Origin of the sequence: Spongiibacter sp., from assembly GCF_041602295.1 — a bacterium.
In the GTDB taxonomy this organism is placed as follows: Bacteria; Pseudomonadota; Gammaproteobacteria; order Pseudomonadales; family Spongiibacteraceae; genus Spongiibacter.
The window spans coordinates 1-16,329 of the sequence record NZ_JBFIGO010000020.1; the positions used below are offsets into that span (position 1 = coordinate 1).

A 16,329-nucleotide genomic window follows, 5' to 3' on the forward strand; every position below is an offset into this window, starting at 1 on the left:
CACGGGCGACCTGCGGGAGTTGGCGCCGGGCAGTCGCACGGGCTTTGGCAGCTTGGACAGCTCAAGTTTACTGGTCGGCGAAAACGGTGAGCTGGAGTTGTTGTTGGGGCCGGAAAAACCGCAGGGCTACAACGGTAATTTTATTTGCACCCGCAAGCCGCCCAGTAGCCGCGCCCCGGCCGGCACTGCGCGCTACGCCGATTATATTAGCGGCCGGCAATTGTTTTACGACTGGTCTAGAGAGGAGGCCGCGCAGCTCACTATTACCGCGCTGCATACCGAGGGGCGCCAGCCAGCGCCGCTGGACAGCGGCCGCGCGGCGCGGCAGTTGCAAAAAATGGGGGCGATAGTTCGCGGGCAGATGCACTTTTGGCTGGCGTTTTACGACCGTATTCTCAATAGCCAGGGCCGTCACCAGGAAGAGGGCCGCTATTTCATGCCGGTGAATGGCTACAATCGTCCCAATGCCGCCTCGGGTGATACCGGCGGCGGCATGAGTACCAATATTTACGCGGGGGGAATTTTCGACCTGGCTGACGACGAGGCGCTGTATATTGAGGCGCGTTACAGCGGTGAGCCGGTGTACAGCAGTTTGCACCTCAGCAATCTCTGGGGCGAGTCGCCGGACTACGCCAATCACCAAAGCAGCCTGAACGGCTTTCAGATGTTTATCGGTGCCGATGGCGTGCAGCGCTGGGTGGTGGCCCATCGCGATCCGGGGCTGCCTAACTGGGTTGATACCACGGGTTTGCGCCGCGGCTATCTCTCTAATCGCTGGGCCTATACGACGCTGCCCGACGAGGAGAACTGGCCAACGATCACTGCCAGGAAACTGCCTTTTGCCGAAGTTGCCAGTTGTTTCCCAGCGGATACCCCCAGGGTGACGGCGGCGCAGCGGCGCTCAGCTATCGCCGAGCGTCAGCGGCATGTACAGCGGCGTTTCAGAGTCTTTTAAGGTGCCGAATATTTGAGTCGGTTTGAATGATGGCGGTGCCTATTGCACCGCGGAAAATAATGAGGAAAGTAACCATGAAGGTATTAGTTGTTGGTGGGTCTGGACTGATTGGCGGTGAAATTGCCCTGTATTTGCAGGAGCAGGGGCATCAGGTAACCATCATGGCGCGCAAGCCGCCCACCGCGCCGCCGCTGGCTGCCTTGGATTTCTTAGCGGCTGACTATGTCAATGACGATTGCGCCGATGGTCGCCTGCAGGGGTTTGATAGCTTGGTATTTGCGGCCGCGGCGGATATTCGCGCGCTGCCGCAGGATGGCTCTATCAGCCCCGAGGCGTTTTACACCAGGTATAACGACGAGGCGGTACCGCGTTTCTTTGCGGCGGCCAAGGCGGCGGGGCTGCATCGGGCAGTGTATATCGGCACATTTTATCCCCAGGTGGCGCCGCATCGCGTGGGCCACTGTGCCTATGTTACCTCTCGGCACAACACCGATGTCGCCGTGCGCGCACTGAATTCGGACGATTTTCGCGTATGCAGTCTGAATGCGCCCTTTGTACTCGGCTATATCCCCGGTTTGGAGATTCCCCATTTGTCAGCGCTGTTGCACTATGTGCGCGGCGACTTGCCTGAGCTGCCACTGTTTGCCCCGGTGGGCGGCAGCAACCATATCAGCTCTTATGCCATCGCCCAGATTACCGCGAATGTCCTGGCCAGCGGTGAAGGCGGCAAGGCGTATTTGCTGGGCGGCGATAACCTCAGTTGGAAAGACTATTTGGAAATGTGGTGCGCGGCGGTTGGCAAACCCCGGCAGCTCGAGGTGCGAGATGACGACCACCCGATGTTGCCCAATGCCATTATGTTTGCCGGCGCGGGGGCGACGGTAAATTACCAGCCCGAGGACTTGGACGTGCTGCAATACCAGCCTCAGGACATCCGCGCACTGATGGCCGAAATGGTGGCCGCCGCCGGCTAGTCCGGCCTAATTCACGACAATCGCACACAGGTAATATCGCGATACCGCCGGGCGCGTTAAACTGGGGGCCAATTTTTGGGCCGTTGACCACGGCCCCGCCACCGAGGGCGCTATGAAAACCCCCAAAGCTCTACTGCCACTGATCGAAGACGGCATCGTTGACGAGGTCATCAGTCAATTGATGAGTGGCAAGGAAGCCACTGTTTACGTGGTGCGCTGCGGCGAGGCCATTCGCTGTGCCAAGGTGTACAAAGAGGCGGCCAAACGCAGTTTTAAAAAAGCGGTGCAATACCGCGAGGGTCGCAAGGAGCGCAGCAGTCGCCGCGCCCGGGCCATGGAGAAGGGCTCCAGCTACGGTCGCAAGTTGCAGGAAGAAGTCTGGCAAAACGCCGAGGTCGACGCCCTCTACCGTCTGGCTCGCGCCGGCGTGCGCGTGCCCCAGCCCTACGGCTGCTTTGACGGCGTGCTGCTGATGGAATTGGTCAGCAATGACGAGGGCGGCGTCGCGCCGCGGCTGAACGATGTGTCGATGTCGGCCGAGCAGGCTCGCGAAGACCACCGGGACATCATGCACGATATTATGCGCATGCTCTGTGCCGGCTTGGTTCACGGCGACCTTTCCGAGTTCAATGTGCTGGTCGACGACTACGGCCCAGTGATTATTGATCTGCCCCAGGCGGTGGATGCAGCGGCCAATAATAACGCCCGCGCCATGCTGCTGCGCGATGTTCAGAACATGAATAGCTATTACGGCCAATACGCCCCCGAACTGCTGCACAGCCGCTACGGTGAAGAGATGTGGGCGCTGTTCGAAGAGGGCGAATTGCATCCCGAGTTGACGCTGACAGGCGAATTTGTCGATGACGCCGCGCTTGCCGATGTCGATACCGTGTTGGAAGAAATCAAGGCGGCCATGGCTGAGCAGGAAGACAAGCTGCGCCGCGCCCGCGAGGCCGAGGAAGATGGGTATTAGCTTTTAGGTGGCCTGAGTCGCCATTGCGGCGAGCCATTACACGCTGGTCTACACTGACAGCAAAGACAAAAAGGGGGCGCGGCCCCCTTTTTGTTGCCGGCGAATTTATCGCGGATTTGGCGGTCTCAGGCGGTGACGGCTTGGGACGGATAACGGGTTTTGGGGATGTGCAACGTGCGTTACTTATTGCTGCTTGGTGTGTTGTGTTTCAGTGCCTTGGCGGGGGCGGCTCCGGGGGACAGCCTCGCCCGCGCTATTGCGCAGCTGCCACTCAACGCGCCGGTGTCGGTGGCGCGCCTCTACGGCGAGCGTCCGCAGGCCCTGTGGTCGCGCGAGCACTATCAGCAGCTGTTGCTGGCGGTAGAAGGCAGTGCGGCGGAAGGGCTGAGCCCAGATGACTACCACTACCGCGCGCTTGCCGCGACCGATACGCCCGCGGCGCAGCGCGATGTATTGGCCAGCGACGCCTACCTCAGCCTGGCGGCACATTTTTTGGCGGGCAAGCTGGACCCGGTGTCTATTGAGGTGAACTGGACGGCGAAGGGCCGCCAGCGGGACTTGGTCGCGCATTTGCAGCGCGCCATGGCAACTCAGGATATTGGCGCCTCGTTGCGCGAGTTATTGCCCAGCCAGCCGCGCTATCAGCTGCTCAAAGCCGCGTTGCAGCACTACCGGCAGGTCGACAACAGCGGCAGCTGGCCCACGGTTGCCGATGGCGCACTGTTGAAGCCGGGCGCGCGCTCGCCGCGTATTGCGGCCTTGCGGGCCCGCCTGCAGCGCGGTGGCGACCTGCCGTATTATGATGCGCCCGCTGAGGCGGAGGTTTACGATGCCGAGCTGGTCGCCGCGCTCAAGCGCTTCCAGCGACGTGCCAACCTCGAGCCGGACGGCATTGTCGGGCCGGCGACGGTGCGCGAGTTAAACCGCAGTCCCGGCGATCGCATCGAGCAGTTGCGGGTGAATCTGGAACGCTGGCGCTGGCTGCCCGATGACTTGGGGGCAAAGCATATCCGCGTCAATATCGCCGACTACCAGCTGGAAGTGCATCAGGGAGCGGACATTACCGATGTGCACGATGTGGTCGTGGGGCGTACCTACCGCCAAACGCCGGTGTTCTCTGCCACTATGTCTTATCTGGTATTGAATCCCTGGTGGGAAACCCCGACCAAACTCGCCAGAAAAGATATTTTGCCGAAGTTCCAAGCCGATCCAACGCTGGTTGACCGTCTCGGCTATCAGCTGCTGGGCGGCGACGGTAAAGTGGTCGACCACTCAAAGATTGATTGGCGCCAGTACAGCGCCAAGCATTTTCCCTTCCGCCTGCGCCAGAAACCGGGGCCGAGCAATGCCTTGGGGGCGGTGAAATTTATGTTTCCCAATGCCCACGAGGTGTACTTGCACGACACGCCGTCGCGTGAACTGTTTGCCAAAACCCGGCGCGACTTTTCCTCGGGCTGCATACGCGTAAAAGACCCGGTCGATTTGGCCCAGTGGGTGTTGGCGGGCAATGGCGACTGGCCGCGCTCGCGCATTGACAGTGTTTTGGCGCTAGGCAAGGAAACCTCGGTCAATCTGCGCCAGCGCATTCCGGTTCACCTGCTGTACTGGACGGCGGTGGCCAATCAGGAAGGCGATGGCGTGCGCTTTATTGAAGATATTTACGAGCGCGATGGGCGGGTGCTGGCTGCGCTCAATCAACCCCCCGCGAGGCGCTGATAATGAAGATATTGCAGTTACTGATAGCGGCGATAGTGATTGCCAGCCCGCCGCTGCTGGCGCAGCAGGCCTTTGATGAGGGCAAGGCCGGTTTTACGGTATCACTGGCGGGGGTGGACAACGACTACCGCACGCTGGCGATCTACGTACTGCCCGGCGAAAAAACCCGGCTGCGTTCGGCGTCGGTGCGCGAGGTAAGCATTGCGGCCGGTGAGCTGGCGCAGCTGTCGCCGCTGGAGTGGCAGTGGCAGGCGCCCGCTACTCCCGGCCTGTACCCACTGGAGCTGCGCGCCGCCAACAATCGCCGCATGTTGATTAATGCCTTTGTGATGCACCCGGCAAGCGCGGTAAAAAACGGCTATTTGGGTCAGTACCGCATAGGCAGCTACCCGCAGACACCCATGCGTGGGTTGGACAGCTATTTGCCGCCGCGGGGCTTTGTCGAGGTCACGCCGGAAAACTTCGCTACCCCGGTGTCGCCCCATTTCACCCTCGGCCAGTTTATCTGCAAGCAGGAGACTCGCGGGCGAAACAAATATGTAGTGCTGCGCCCCGAGCTGCTGTTGAAGCTTGAGCGGATATTGCAGGAGACCAATGCACGGGGGTTTCGCAGCGACAGTTTCGTCATTATGAGCGGTTACCGCACGCCGTATTACAATCGCGCCATCGGCAATAAAACCCAGTATTCACGTCATGTGTATGGCGGCGCGGCGGATTTTTATATCGACGAATCGCCCCGCGATGGGGTGATGGATGACCTCAATGGTGACGGCCGGGTGGACAAGCGCGATGCCGCGTTTCTCTACTCGCTGGTCGAGCAGCTCAGCCGGCAGCAGGGCTGGCCTCATCGCGGCGGCTTGGGCGAATACGGCGCCACCGCCAGTCACGGTCCCTTTGTTCATGTCGATTCGCGGGGCTATCGGGCGCGCTGGGGGCATTGATAGTCGGGCGGGATAGCCAGACACAAAAAAGCCCCTGTTCAGGGGCTGGTTTTTTTTTGCGCTGCGAGCTTAGCGAATGCGCCAGTATTCCTTGCTGTCACCCGAGCGCTGCCAGTGGCTGAAGACCGGCTCACTTTCGCCATTTAGAAAGAACACGGCGGCAACCAGTGTTTCCACATCGTTGGGGATTTGCAGGCTGCGTTCAATCTCCGGTGCAAAGGTCGCTTTAAGGATGCAGCTGGAAAAGTCGACGTTATAGCGGCCTTCGTTTTCGCTGAAGTTACTGCATATCGACAGGTAGGCGCTGTCGGTGCCGAAGTCGGCGGCATTGGCGTTAATGGTCAGCAGGTAGTCTTGCTCCATATCAAAGCCAGCGGGTACCACCAGCTCCGAGGTGGTGGCGGCTTCACTGGGTGTGGCCGCGACGGCGGTGCTGCTGTCGCTGCTGGGCGCGCTATTGCTCGTCTCTGCAGAGGCGGCGCTGCCGCCACCGCCACCACCACCGCCGCCGCAGGCAGTCAGGGTGGCAAGGATCAGTGCCGTGCTCAGGGTCATGGGTGTTTTCATCGTCTTATTCTCCTAGCGATTTTTGTAGAGGTTTCTTGTGATGGCGCGCTGGGATTTGTACCAGTCGCGTTCGGCGCTGCCGCCAGACGTTACATGCTCATGGAACTTGGGGTAGGCAAATTTAATGTCCATATATTCCACGGGGTGCTCCCAGTCGTAGGGAATATTTAGCGCCCAGGGCATACCGTTGGCGTTGACAAAATATTCGTCGCGGCCGGGGTCCGAGGCATCGTCGCCACGGCCAAAGAAGTTGGCTTGGAAGGCTTCTGTCGGGGCTTTGTCTTTCAGGTGAATTTCAAAGCGGCGCCCTGGAGCCTCACCGAAAACATAGCTGCGGGGGTGTCCCTCGCTGCCGAACAGGAAGGGGTCAAAGGGAAAGGCATCGATATCATCCGCCTTGAGGCCGGGTAGCACGGCGATGTCCAGCTGAAATGTCATCTGAATCCCCGAGCTGCAGTCATCTTCGGTGCGGTAGTACTTGCAGGATTCGCCGTTGGTCACGTAGTCGTGCAGGTCTTCGGCAATGATGGCCGTGGCGTCAAGGCGGCCGGCTTCCAGTGGTGAGCCTAACTGCGGTACCCCGTTGATAGTTAATACGGTTAGCGCCTCGTCGACCAGGTTGCTGGGCAGGCCGGGAATACGGAAGGCAAAGCCATTGTGGTAACTGGCGCCCATGGCCACCACTTCCCCCTGGATGCGCACGGCGGTGAGGCCGTCGTCTACACTGACGGTTTTCAGGCGATACTTAATGACCACGTCGTTCATGTCGTAGTCGCCCTGCAGCGGCCAGTTGTCTTCGAAGGCCAAGGTGGCATAGCGATTAGAGGCGGGGTAGTAGCTGCTGAGGGTGTTCATGGCGTCGACATCCACCAGGTAATCCTCGACCTCACCGTCGCTCACACCGCCGGTCGGGCCGACCTTGTCGGGCGAGCTCAGGCGCACGCGTATCCAGGTTTGGCCGGTCAGGGTTTCCTTGGGGGCTTTAAAGTGCAGCAGCGAGGTGCCGGCGTTAATCGATTTGTCGGCAATGATGTGCTCGCTGTCGTCAAAGACACCGTCCTGATTCCAGTCGCCCCATATGTTCAGCTCACCGTCGCCTGAGGCGGTGACTTGGAAATAGGTGTATTGGTAGGGCGTGACATTGTTGATAAAACTGACGCCGTCGTTGTTGTCATTGCGCTCACTGCCCGACCAGCTGAAGGCATCGGGTTCGTAGCTGATTTCTGCGCCGAGGAACAGCTCGCTTTCGCCGTGGCGGGCGCCGTTGTTGGCAAAGCTAGTGCCGTAGCTGTCCGGTGCATTGCCGAAGTCGCTGTTGGCCTGCTGGCCGGGCACGACCGGGGCCTGGGCGCAGCGCGCACCGTCGTTGTTGTTAGACGATGGACCGTAGCTGAACAGTTGAGCACTGGGGCTTAGGGCATTGGTGTCCACCTGGTAGATATAGCCATCGTTATTACTGGCGACATAAAGCTTGCCGTCGACGTCGAAATAGGCGCCGCCGAAATAGGCGTTGATGCCAATATTGCCCTGGGATACCGCCGTGCCGGTTTGCACGTCAATGCTCCACAACACACCGTTTTTGTCGACGCTGTAGGCCAGGCCATTAAAGGGGTGAAAGGCAAAGTCGTAGATCGCCAGGTCCAGGACTTTGCCGCTGACCACCTGGCTTGTCTGCAGGTAGTCGCTGGCCGCGGGATCCAGGGCAATGCGGAACAGGCCGTCACTGTCGCCGCCGCTGCGATACAGGTAGTAGGCATTTTCATTAAGGGCAACGTCACCGGCGACAAAATTCACGTCGGCGGTGCTCGCCATCACTTCCACGCCGTAGTGGCGGTCGATGCGCACAATGCTGTTGAGCTTGTGGTTGTGGGCGTAGAGATATTGGTCGTGGGTGCTAAAGGCCAGTGCGTTGAGTTCCATATCGGTCCAGCCCAACGGCGCGGCATTGCGGTAAAAGCCGGTGGACAATTCGATGTTGTAGAGTTGGGCGTCGGCGTCCTGAATGAGAAAGGCCTGCTGAGGGCAGCTGTCAAAGGCCTGGCTGTACACCGCTGACGTGCCGCCCAGGACGGTGGCCAGTAGTAGAGAAGAGGTTCTCATGTCTCGTGCTCCTGCACTGTGTTGTTGTTGCTTTGTGTAGAGCAGGACTTGTGCCAAAAATAATTCTATGCATTACAATAACTTATGATTTTTGGAAGATTGCTTTCGCATTTTGCGAGGCGATGTGCGGCGCGCTGGGCGAAGGGTCACGAGGGTGATCCAGTGCTGAATTGCGACGCAGCTAGATGGATGGGCAGGGAAAGTGCCGTACCATACCAGGCTAAATCGTTAGCATGGCCGCTGGCCATCAACTGATAGGGATGATAGATGCTCCACTCTCACAAATATTTTAGCGGACAGGCGCTGCTGGCTGGGCTGTGCGCCGTTTTGTTGACGGCCTGTGGCGGCGGCTCCGCCAGCTCGCCGGCCGGTGACGGGCTGTCCGAGCCGGGTTTTGAAACTGAGACCTCGGCCTTGAATGAGGCCTTGGTCTGCAACCCCTTCACCCAGGCCGGGCCGGTGGTGTTGCTGGTGCACGGCACCTTTACCCACGGCGAAGAGCAGTGGAGCTGGAACTATGAGCCGCTGTTGCTGGAGCAGGGCTACGATGTCTGCATCGTGACCTATCCGGATCGCGGCTTGGGCGATGCGCAAATTTCCGCAGAATACATCGTCAATGCCATTGATCAGATTGCCGATAGCGGCCGCAAGGTGTCTGTTGTCGGTCACAGTCAGGGCGGCATGGGGCCGCGTTGGGCGCTGCGCTGGTGGCCCAGCTTGCGCGAGAAGGTTGAAGACATGGTCTTGCTGGCCTCGCCCAATCACGGCTTGGAGTTTGCCGAGTTCAGTGGTTTTGGTCAGCCGGTGCCGGCGGTGTTTTTCCAGTTCCGCATCGACTCCAACTATATGCAGGCGCTGAACAGCGAGGATGAAACGCCGGGTGAGATTGACTACACGAATATCTACACCCAGTTTGATGAGCTGGTGCAGCCGGTGTCCCCTGAGCCCACGGCCGCGCTGGACTGGCAACAGGATAACCCCAGAGTGGCCAATATCCTGATTCAAGACGTCTGCCCGGGGCGAATCGTCGAGCACGCGACCATCGGTCTGAGCGATCGGGCGACTTTTGAGCTGGTGCTGGATGCCCTGGCCCACCCCGGCCCGGCAAATCCGCAGCGCGCCGGTAGCGAGATCTGCGGTCTGCTGCCCTTCCTGCCAGAGCCGGTGCTGTCGCCCAGCCTGCTCACCGATTTTCTCGATGTGTTTGCCAGCCAGGGCGCCCAGGGCTTCCCCGATTTGTCGCTGACCACTGAAGAGCCGCCGTTAAAGCCCTATGCGCAGTCGGTGGTGTCGGAATAGCGCGGCGGTTTAGCGGCCGTTTACCACCCGGCGTTTTGCCAGTTTGCGCTCGCCGATCATGTGTTTGGCGGCGCGGCGCAGTAATCCGGTGTTTTCCACAGGGGGTTTGCCGTCGGCGAGGTTGATAATCTGTTGGTAGTACCACTGCGTGGCCAAGCCGAAGTTCAGTGTGCGCAGGGTGCGGTTGGGGCTGTTGGGGCCGAGCCAGCCGGGGCCGATACGCAGTTGTTTTTCCCAGGCGCGAAAGCCGGTTTTTTCGCCGCGCAGCAGGGCTTTAACATCGGGTTCGATACACAGTGGCCGGGCGATGCCCACCACATCCATGGCGCCGCTATCCAGCGCGGCCTGCATGGCGCTGTAGCTGCGAAAGCCGCCGGTGACCGCCAGTGGAATGTCGGTGACCTCGCGGATGCCCTTGGCGTAGTCCAGAAAATAGGCTTCTCGCGCCCGACTGGCGGCGGCGCCGTCCTCGCGGTCGCCCATCAGTGCCAGCTTTTCGTAGGTGCCACCGGAAATCTCCAGTAAGTCGATACCCGCCGCTGATACCCAGGCCGCAACCTGCAGGCTGTCGTCGTGGCTGAAGCCGCCCTTGGAAAAATCGGCAGAGTTCAGTTTCAAGGCGATCGGGAATCTGGCGCCGACGGCTTCGCGGCAGCGGCGAATCACCTCAAGTAAAAAGCGCGCGCGGTTTTCCAAGCTGCCGCCCCACTGATCCCTGCGGCGGTTGGCCAGCGGCGACAGGAACTGGCTGATCAGGTAGCCGTGGGCGGCGTGAATCTGTACACCGCTAAAGCCGGTGTCTTTGGCCACGCCGGCCACCCTTGCATAGCCATTGATGGCGCGCTGGATCTCCGCTTCGTTCATCGGCCGGGGCTTGCCAAACATGCCTCCCAGGTCGATGCCGATGTCGGAGGGCGCCAGGGGCTGAGTGGCGACCAGTTTTTGGCACTGGCGGCCGGGGTGGTTGATCTGCATCCACAGTTGATTGCCGGCCACTTGGCCGGCGTTGGCCCAGTGTCGCAGTTTGTCCTCGCCGCCGTTGTGGTCGATCACCACATTGCCCGGTCGTTCCAAAAAACGGTGATCGATCATCACATTGCCGGTGATCAGAGTGCCTGTACCGCCCGTCGACCAGGTTTGATAGAGATGGGCCAGTCGCTCAGTGGCGTGATCGTGTTCGTCAGCCAAGCCTTCGGTCATGGCCGATTTGAGCAAGCGATTGGGCAGGCTGACGCCGCAGGGCAGGGTGAGAGGGTCGCTGAGTTGAGGCATGGCAAGGCTCCTGGTGTGGTCGACAGCCTGCGGCGTTTGTGGCCCCGGGCGTTAGCAGTGTAGCCTTGTGGACGAAAATGGTGAATTAAGAAGCGTTTAGAATTGGCGCACTATTGCGCGGTAGCGCTATGATGTGTCGCGCTGAGGGTGCTGGTCTCCGCACATCCCCCAATTGTTGTCGGCGCTGAAAGTGAACATGATGGCCAGGCAAGCGCGTCGTGTTTGCCGTGGGCGTGGTGTGCGGTAACTAAACAATAATAGTGATGGCGGGAGCAGCGCAGATGTTATTTCGAGTTTACCTACTTACTGGGGTCGCGCTGGCAGTGTTGTTAGCCGGTTGCGGCGGCAGTTCCAGCCCGTCAGCAGCGGCTGCGGCCTGTGCCGATGGTGTCGATAATGATGGCGACCAGCTCGTCGATTTTCCCGCCGATCCAGGCTGCTCAAGCAGCAGCGACCGCGATGAGACCGATATTACTGTGGTGACTCAGTGCAGTGACGGTGTGGACAATGACGGCGACGGCAAAGTGGATCTCGCGGATCCGGGCTGTGCCACTGCGGCCGACGACAGCGAGACCGATCCCCTGCAGCCGCCGCAGTGCGACGATGGCCTCGATAACGATGGCGATGGCCTGATTGATCTGGCCGACGACGGCTGTGACGGCGTCGGTGACAACGACGAAGACAGCCGACTGGATCGCTACACCATGGCCAATGCCTGCTGGGCCATTAAGGCCACCGGCAGTGGCCAGTATCTGGTGGCCGACGGCAGCGGCTACCGCGCCTCGGCGACCGACCTCGGCGCTGCCGAGCCCTTCTATCTAAAGCCGACGGCGCTGGGTAAATACATGATTTACAGTGCCAGTCGCGAATTGCTGTCGGCGGCCGGCGACGGCAGTTTGACCAATATCAGCACCACTGCGGCGACGGATAATGCCGAGTGGACGGTGGTGGCGGTTGGCGACGCCACGGCCTACCCGCAAACGCCCGCTTACAATGAGGAGCCCACGCCGGAGCAGGTTGCCCTGTGGCGCGGCTTTCAAGACCCCTTTGTGCGTTCGGTGGACTTTACGATAGCCTCAGATGCCGCCCAGAGTGAGCTGGTCGTCGACGATAGCGGCGCGCTGCAAACCGCGGCCGATGCCGAGGGCAATCTCGACGGTTTTAGTTTTGAAGCGACCACGGGCTGCGCCAGTTTCCCGGAAGCCGAAAGCAATTTCGTCGGCGAGCCGTTCAAGGGGACCCAGCCCGATGGCACGGTATTGGGCCACGCTGATGTTCATGTGCATATCAGCGCGACCGAGTTTTTGGGTGGGGCGCACTGGGGTTACCCCTTTCATAAATTTGGTGTTGAACACGCACTGGGTAACTGCCAGGGGCGGCATGGCCCCAACGGCTTTGGCGACCTGCTGGGCGGCGCCTACGGCCAGGATACAGATGGCCACGCGACCGATGGCTATCCGACCTTTAGTGACTGGCCCTCACGGGATAATTTGACCCACGAGGCGATTTATTGGAAGTGGCTGGAGCGCGCCTGGGCCGGTGGCCTGCGTGTGGTGGTCAACGACTTGGTTGACAATGAAACCCTCTGCGAGCTGCAGCGCAATGCGCTGGGCGAGCCCAACAGGGACTGCAATCCGATGAATAACGCCGGTCGTCAGGCGGGCACCATGTACGCCATGGAAGATTATATCGACGCCCAGTACGGCGGTCCCGGCAAGGGTTTTTTCCAGATTGTTCACGACTCCAGCGAGGCGCGCTCGGTGATCGAAGACGGCAAAATCGCCGTGGTGCTGGGCATTGAAATTTCCAATCTGTTTAACTGCAAGCTGAACTACAATCCGGCGCGTCAACTCGGGCCGGAAGACGAGCCCGCGGATAACAGCAACCCGCAGGAAAATAGCTACGACTGCACCACTGAAGAGGGCAAGGTTAATTCCATTCTGACGCAGATGCAGCGCGTTCACGACTGGGGGGTGAGACAGATTATCTCCATCCACGAGTTTGACAATGCCTTTGGTGGCAATGGGATTTTTGACGGCCTACTACTGAACTTGGGTAACCGCGAAAACAGCGGCGGCATTCCCTCGGGCGATATTGCCGAGCTGCAGACATTCTTTAGCGGTGAGCCCAATGAGGAGCAACTGCGGCAAGTCCTCGACAATATGCCCACCACCGAGTTGGCCACGGGCGAGTGGTGGACGACTTATGATTGTGCTATCGAGGGCGAGACCGAGGGCTTTAGCGGCTATTTGTGGAGCAATAACGGCGGTAGTACGCAGAACTATTTGCGGCAGCCGGCCTGTATCCCCACCGGGCAGGGTGGCCGTTCCGGTGGCAGCACGCCCTGTTATCCGGCGGATGTTCGCCAGTGTAACGCGCGCTGGATGACCGCCGCCGGCCTCTATACCTACAGCAAAATGATGGAAATGGGCTTTGTGTTCGACTGGGATCATATGGCGGTGGGCATGAAGACCCAGGCGCTGGAGCTGGCCGAGGCTCAGGAACCGGCCTACCCCTTTGTCTCGACCCACGGCACCTTCGGCGGCATCACCAACGATCAGGCGACGCGGCTGTTGGCCAATGGCGGTTTTCTCTACCCAAGCAACGGTTCCAGCGCGGGTTTTCGCGCCGATATGAGCGAGACTTTTGGCATTTATACCGCCGCGATGGCCAAGCGTGCCGAGCAGGGTAAGGAGCCGCTGCTGTTTGGCTTTGGCTACGGCACCGACACCAACGGCTTGTCGAGTCAGACCCGGCCGCGAGATAACCCCGAAAATCCCATCCAGTACCCCTTCACCTTGTTTGACGGCGAACCCTTTACCAGCCTGAGCGAATTTAATGCCGCCCAGCCGATCAGCTTCCTGCAGCCGGCTAGCCGCAGTATTGACGGTGAGGTGAAGCGCACCTGGCACGAAGATGTCGATGGCAATGCCCACTACGGCATGCTGGCCGACTTTGTTAAAGAGGTGGTGCTGGACAGCGAGAACCCGGCGCAGCAGACCCGGCAGCTGTTTAACTCCGCCGAGGCGTTTCTGCAAACTTGGGCGCTTACCGAGGCCGCCGCTGCGGCGATTCGCGGCAAGGGCGGCGTGACCAATCCGGGCGGTATTCTGCGGCCGGCGCCGCCCGAGGGAGATTACGTACCCTGAGGCGTACGGCAAAGGAATAGCCCGGCCCCGGCCGGGCTTTTTTATGGCTGTCGTTCGCGGTTTAGCGCGGCTGCGACAATATCCACAGGCCGCCAGTGGTCAGCAGCAGCATGAGCACCAGCATGGGCAACTGGCTGAGCACCACCTGGCGCGGTGTTCGGTAATAGCGTTGCGCCAGGCGGTGGGCGATCCATACGCTGGCCATATGGCCCAGCAGGATACTGGCCAGCTGCACATGCCACACGGTGGTGGTGTCTGGCAGCAGCTGGCGCTGCAGCCACTGCGCGGTGCCAAAAAAATTGTCGCCGCGGCCGAAGGGGTCGGAGATCAGACTGACAATTTTGACGCCCTGGGTTTGGATCAGGGTGTAGTAGTGGGCGAAGTGATAGACCAGGACGATAGGCAGCAGGGCGGGCGCAAAGTGCAGGGCCAGCTCGCGCAGCGAGCGGCCGCCGGCCAGCCATCGGCCCAGCATGAGGGCGAGTAGATAGGCCACCAGGTAGACCGCCAGCGACAGCAGCAGCCAGCTGTTTTGCCAGTACACAAACCATTGGCGCATTTGCGGAAACGCCGCCAGGGGGTTGGCGCTGCTGAATTCGCGCAGCAGCTGTTGGTAAAGCTCCAGCCAGAACCACTTCTTCCAGATGAGCGTTTCGTGCAGGCCGTCGAAGGCGGTCGATGACAGCATAAATAGAATGAACGCCAGCAGGCTCACGTGGCTGACGCGCCATGTCAGCAGGCCGGTAAGAGGCCGGCGCAGTCGCCAGTGACCGGCGCCGCCGCGCCTTGCCGGCCGATAATCCACTGGCGACAGCTGGGCGAGAAGGCCAAACAGCACGCTGAACAACTCGCCGTAGCGAAACCATTGGTCGCTGCCAAACATCGCTACCGCTACCAGGTTCAGCAGACTGTAGCCCAGCAATGCTGTGGACAGGGCGTAGGGGCTGGCGGGGCCGAGGAGTTCCAGCCAGATCAGCCCCATATACAACGCGAGGGCGGGCCAGTAGCCCAGCCAGTGCGGCCACTGTAAGCGCGGGCGGTCGTAGGCAGGCAGCAGCGCGTTGACGCCCGCGCAGAGGCTGCGCCAGGGGTTTAGCGCCGCGTAAAAATTGCCGAGCAGGGCGCTGGCGTAGCTGAAGCCCAGCAGAAAGACGATCCAGAAGAAGGTCATATTGAAGTTGCCGTAGGGGCTGCGATTGCCCCACAGGCCGGTGGCAATACACAGTAGCAGCGCGGCAACGCCGAGTAGTTGCAACAGGGGTTTCAGCCGGCTGGCGCGCAGCAGTCGGATGAGCCGGTGTTGGCCCACGTCTCGCCCCGCGCGGCAGGGGGAGGGCTGGCCGCCGAGCAGGGCCAGCAGTAAAAACGATAGCAGCAGCGCGGCGGCGCTGCCCCAGGCGTACAGCCAAAAGGGCAGCGGCAGGGTGACTACCTCGGCAAAACTGTGGGCCTGCAGTTCGGCGCTGGTCCACAGGCCAGCGGCTAACAGCAGGCTGCGGCGGTTGTTCACTGCCATAAAAAGGCGCTGCTGGGCTCACCCATAATGTCGTCGAAAAATACCCGCTGTGCCGGGCCGCTGGCCATGCCGGCGCAGACCTGCAGCGGTAGCAGGTGTTCGGCGCGGGGGTGGCAGTGCAGGGCGCCGGGGGCCTGTTGCCAGTTGGCCAGTGCGGTTTGGCGCTGGTCGTCGCTCAGCGCCGGGTCGCAGCAGCGCTGGTGCAGCCACTGCTCGAAGTCAGCGTGGGCGCGGCGGTCCATAGTGCCGGCGAAATAGGCCTGCAAATTGTGATAGGTGGCGCCGCTGCCGAGTACCAGCAGGCGGCGCTCACGAAGCGCCTGCAGGGCGCGCCCCAGCGCGACATGCTCGGCGCCGTCGAGGCTGCTGAGCAGCGAGACTTGTACCACCGGAATGTCGGCATCGGGATACATCAGTGCCAGCGGCACAAACATGCCGTGGTCAAAGCCGCGGCCGGCGTCGAGGTGGGCGGGGATGCCGGCGCTGCTGAGGGCGCGCTGCAGCTCACAGGCCAGGGTGGCTTGGCCGGGTGCCGGGTAGCGCAGCTGGTAGGCGGCTTCGGGAAAGCCCTGGTAGTCGTAGATCAGCTCCGGGTGGGCGCCGCCGGTCAAGCGTACTTGCGGGGCTTCCCAGTGGGCACTGATCAACACGATGGCCTCGGGGCGCGGCAGTTGCTCGCCCATCCGCCGCAAAAAGGCGCCCAGCTTGGCGTGGCCGGGATCGCCGAGCAGTGGCAGCGGGCCGCCGCCGTGAGGAATAAATAAAATACTTGCGCCGTTTGGCTGGCTGCTCATGTTGTCCTCCTGCAAAACTTGTGCTGATGGTAGGGGATTATGGCGGCCGTGTCTGGCAGAAAACATCGGGTAT

Annotated in this window: 12 protein-coding genes; 7 read left to right on the forward strand and 5 right to left on the reverse strand. The window is 60.8% G+C overall.

Features of this window, described 5'->3' with window-relative positions:
* The 5 genes from ABYM29_RS05610 to ABYM29_RS05630 all read left to right on the forward strand — a co-directional run.
* Positions 1 to 955: hypothetical protein (locus ABYM29_RS05610; protein ID WP_372863195.1), on the forward strand; the 955-nt coding region annotated here is incomplete at its 5' end.
* A 74-nt stretch (positions 956 to 1,029) separates the two neighbouring features.
* Complete coding sequence (locus tag ABYM29_RS05615; protein WP_372863197.1) at positions 1,030 to 1,929, forward strand: NAD-dependent epimerase/dehydratase family protein; 900 nt, start codon at positions 1,030 to 1,032, stop codon at positions 1,927 to 1,929.
* A gap of 112 nt (positions 1,930 to 2,041) precedes the next feature.
* Positions 2,042 to 2,902: a PA4780 family RIO1-like protein kinase gene (locus tag ABYM29_RS05620; RefSeq protein ID WP_372863199.1), complete on the forward strand. Its 861-nt coding sequence runs from the start codon at positions 2,042 to 2,044 to the stop codon at positions 2,900 to 2,902.
* 174 nt (positions 2,903 to 3,076) lie between these two features.
* Complete coding sequence (locus ABYM29_RS05625; RefSeq protein WP_372863201.1) at positions 3,077 to 4,618, forward strand: murein L,D-transpeptidase; 1,542 nt, start codon at positions 3,077 to 3,079, stop codon at positions 4,616 to 4,618.
* 2 nt (positions 4,619 to 4,620) lie between these two features.
* Complete coding sequence (locus ABYM29_RS05630; protein ID WP_372863204.1) at positions 4,621 to 5,559, forward strand: D-Ala-D-Ala carboxypeptidase family metallohydrolase; 939 nt, start codon at positions 4,621 to 4,623, stop codon at positions 5,557 to 5,559.
* A gap of 69 nt (positions 5,560 to 5,628) precedes the next feature.
* Here ABYM29_RS05630 and ABYM29_RS05635 read toward each other — a convergent pair whose 3' ends face one another.
* Both ABYM29_RS05635 and ABYM29_RS05640 read right to left on the reverse strand, forming a co-directional pair.
* The gene (locus ABYM29_RS05635; RefSeq protein ID WP_372863207.1) at positions 5,629 to 6,126 is read right to left on the reverse strand and encodes a hypothetical protein; all 498 of its coding nucleotides are present in this window, start codon (positions 6,124 to 6,126) and stop codon (positions 5,629 to 5,631) included.
* 12 nt (positions 6,127 to 6,138) lie between these two features.
* Positions 6,139 to 8,226, reverse strand: a complete 2,088-nt coding sequence (locus tag ABYM29_RS05640) for an LruC domain-containing protein (protein WP_372863209.1) — start codon at positions 8,224 to 8,226, stop codon at positions 6,139 to 6,141.
* Between the two features lie 267 nt (positions 8,227 to 8,493).
* On the opposite strand from ABYM29_RS05640, the gene ABYM29_RS05645 reads away from it, so the two are divergent.
* A complete protein-coding gene (locus ABYM29_RS05645; RefSeq protein WP_372863211.1) occupies positions 8,494 to 9,525 on the forward strand; it encodes an esterase/lipase family protein in 1,032 nt (343 codons plus the stop codon).
* A gap of 9 nt (positions 9,526 to 9,534) precedes the next feature.
* On the opposite strand, the gene ABYM29_RS05650 is transcribed toward ABYM29_RS05645, so the two are convergent.
* A complete protein-coding gene (locus ABYM29_RS05650; protein ID WP_372863214.1) occupies positions 9,535 to 10,797 on the reverse strand; it encodes an NADH:flavin oxidoreductase/NADH oxidase family protein in 1,263 nt (420 codons plus the stop codon).
* A gap of 281 nt (positions 10,798 to 11,078) precedes the next feature.
* Here ABYM29_RS05650 and ABYM29_RS05655 point away from each other — a divergent pair, with 281 nt between their 5' ends.
* Positions 11,079 to 13,946 (forward strand): hypothetical protein, encoded by a 2,868-nt coding sequence (locus tag ABYM29_RS05655; RefSeq protein WP_372863215.1) that lies wholly within the window; start codon positions 11,079 to 11,081, stop codon positions 13,944 to 13,946.
* A 61-nt stretch (positions 13,947 to 14,007) separates the two neighbouring features.
* Here ABYM29_RS05655 and ABYM29_RS05660 read toward each other — a convergent pair whose 3' ends face one another.
* Together ABYM29_RS05660 and ABYM29_RS05665 are read right to left on the reverse strand one after the other, a co-directional pair.
* Positions 14,008 to 15,462 (reverse strand): hypothetical protein, encoded by a 1,455-nt coding sequence (locus ABYM29_RS05660; protein ID WP_372863218.1) that lies wholly within the window; start codon positions 15,460 to 15,462, stop codon positions 14,008 to 14,010.
* Positions 15,453 to 16,256 carry a class III extradiol ring-cleavage dioxygenase gene (locus ABYM29_RS05665; protein WP_372863221.1) on the reverse strand — a complete coding sequence of 268 codons (804 nt, stop codon included), beginning with the start codon at positions 16,254 to 16,256 and terminating at the stop codon, positions 15,453 to 15,455. Before ABYM29_RS05665 ends, ABYM29_RS05660 begins: the two co-directional genes overlap by 10 nt.
* Between the last annotated feature and the right edge of the window lie 73 nt (positions 16,257 to 16,329).

What these genes read in the sequence shown, in the direction of transcription:
- ABYM29_RS05615 (WP_372863197.1), top strand. Translation starts at nt 1,030, where the DNA reads ATGAAGGTATTAGTTGTTGGTGGGTCTGGACTGATTGGCGGTGAAATT.
- ABYM29_RS05620 (WP_372863199.1), top strand. Translation starts at nt 2,042, where the DNA reads ATGAAAACCCCCAAAGCTCTACTGCCACTGATCGAAGACGGCATCGTT.
- ABYM29_RS05630 (WP_372863204.1), top strand. Translation starts at nt 4,621, where the DNA reads ATGAAGATATTGCAGTTACTGATAGCGGCGATAGTGATTGCCAGCCCG.
- ABYM29_RS05635 (WP_372863207.1), bottom strand. Translation starts at nt 6,126, where the DNA reads ATGAAAACACCCATGACCCTGAGCACGGCACTGATCCTTGCCACCCTG.
- ABYM29_RS05640 (WP_372863209.1), bottom strand. Translation starts at nt 8,226, where the DNA reads ATGAGAACCTCTTCTCTACTACTGGCCACCGTCCTGGGCGGCACGTCA.
- ABYM29_RS05645 (WP_372863211.1), top strand. Translation starts at nt 8,494, where the DNA reads ATGCTCCACTCTCACAAATATTTTAGCGGACAGGCGCTGCTGGCTGGG.
- ABYM29_RS05650 (WP_372863214.1), bottom strand. Translation starts at nt 10,797, where the DNA reads ATGCCTCAACTCAGCGACCCTCTCACCCTGCCCTGCGGCGTCAGCCTG.
- ABYM29_RS05655 (WP_372863215.1), top strand. Translation starts at nt 11,079, where the DNA reads ATGTTATTTCGAGTTTACCTACTTACTGGGGTCGCGCTGGCAGTGTTG.
- ABYM29_RS05660 (WP_372863218.1), bottom strand. Translation starts at nt 15,462, where the DNA reads ATGGCAGTGAACAACCGCCGCAGCCTGCTGTTAGCCGCTGGCCTGTGG.
- ABYM29_RS05665 (WP_372863221.1), bottom strand. Translation starts at nt 16,256, where the DNA reads ATGAGCAGCCAGCCAAACGGCGCAAGTATTTTATTTATTCCTCACGGC.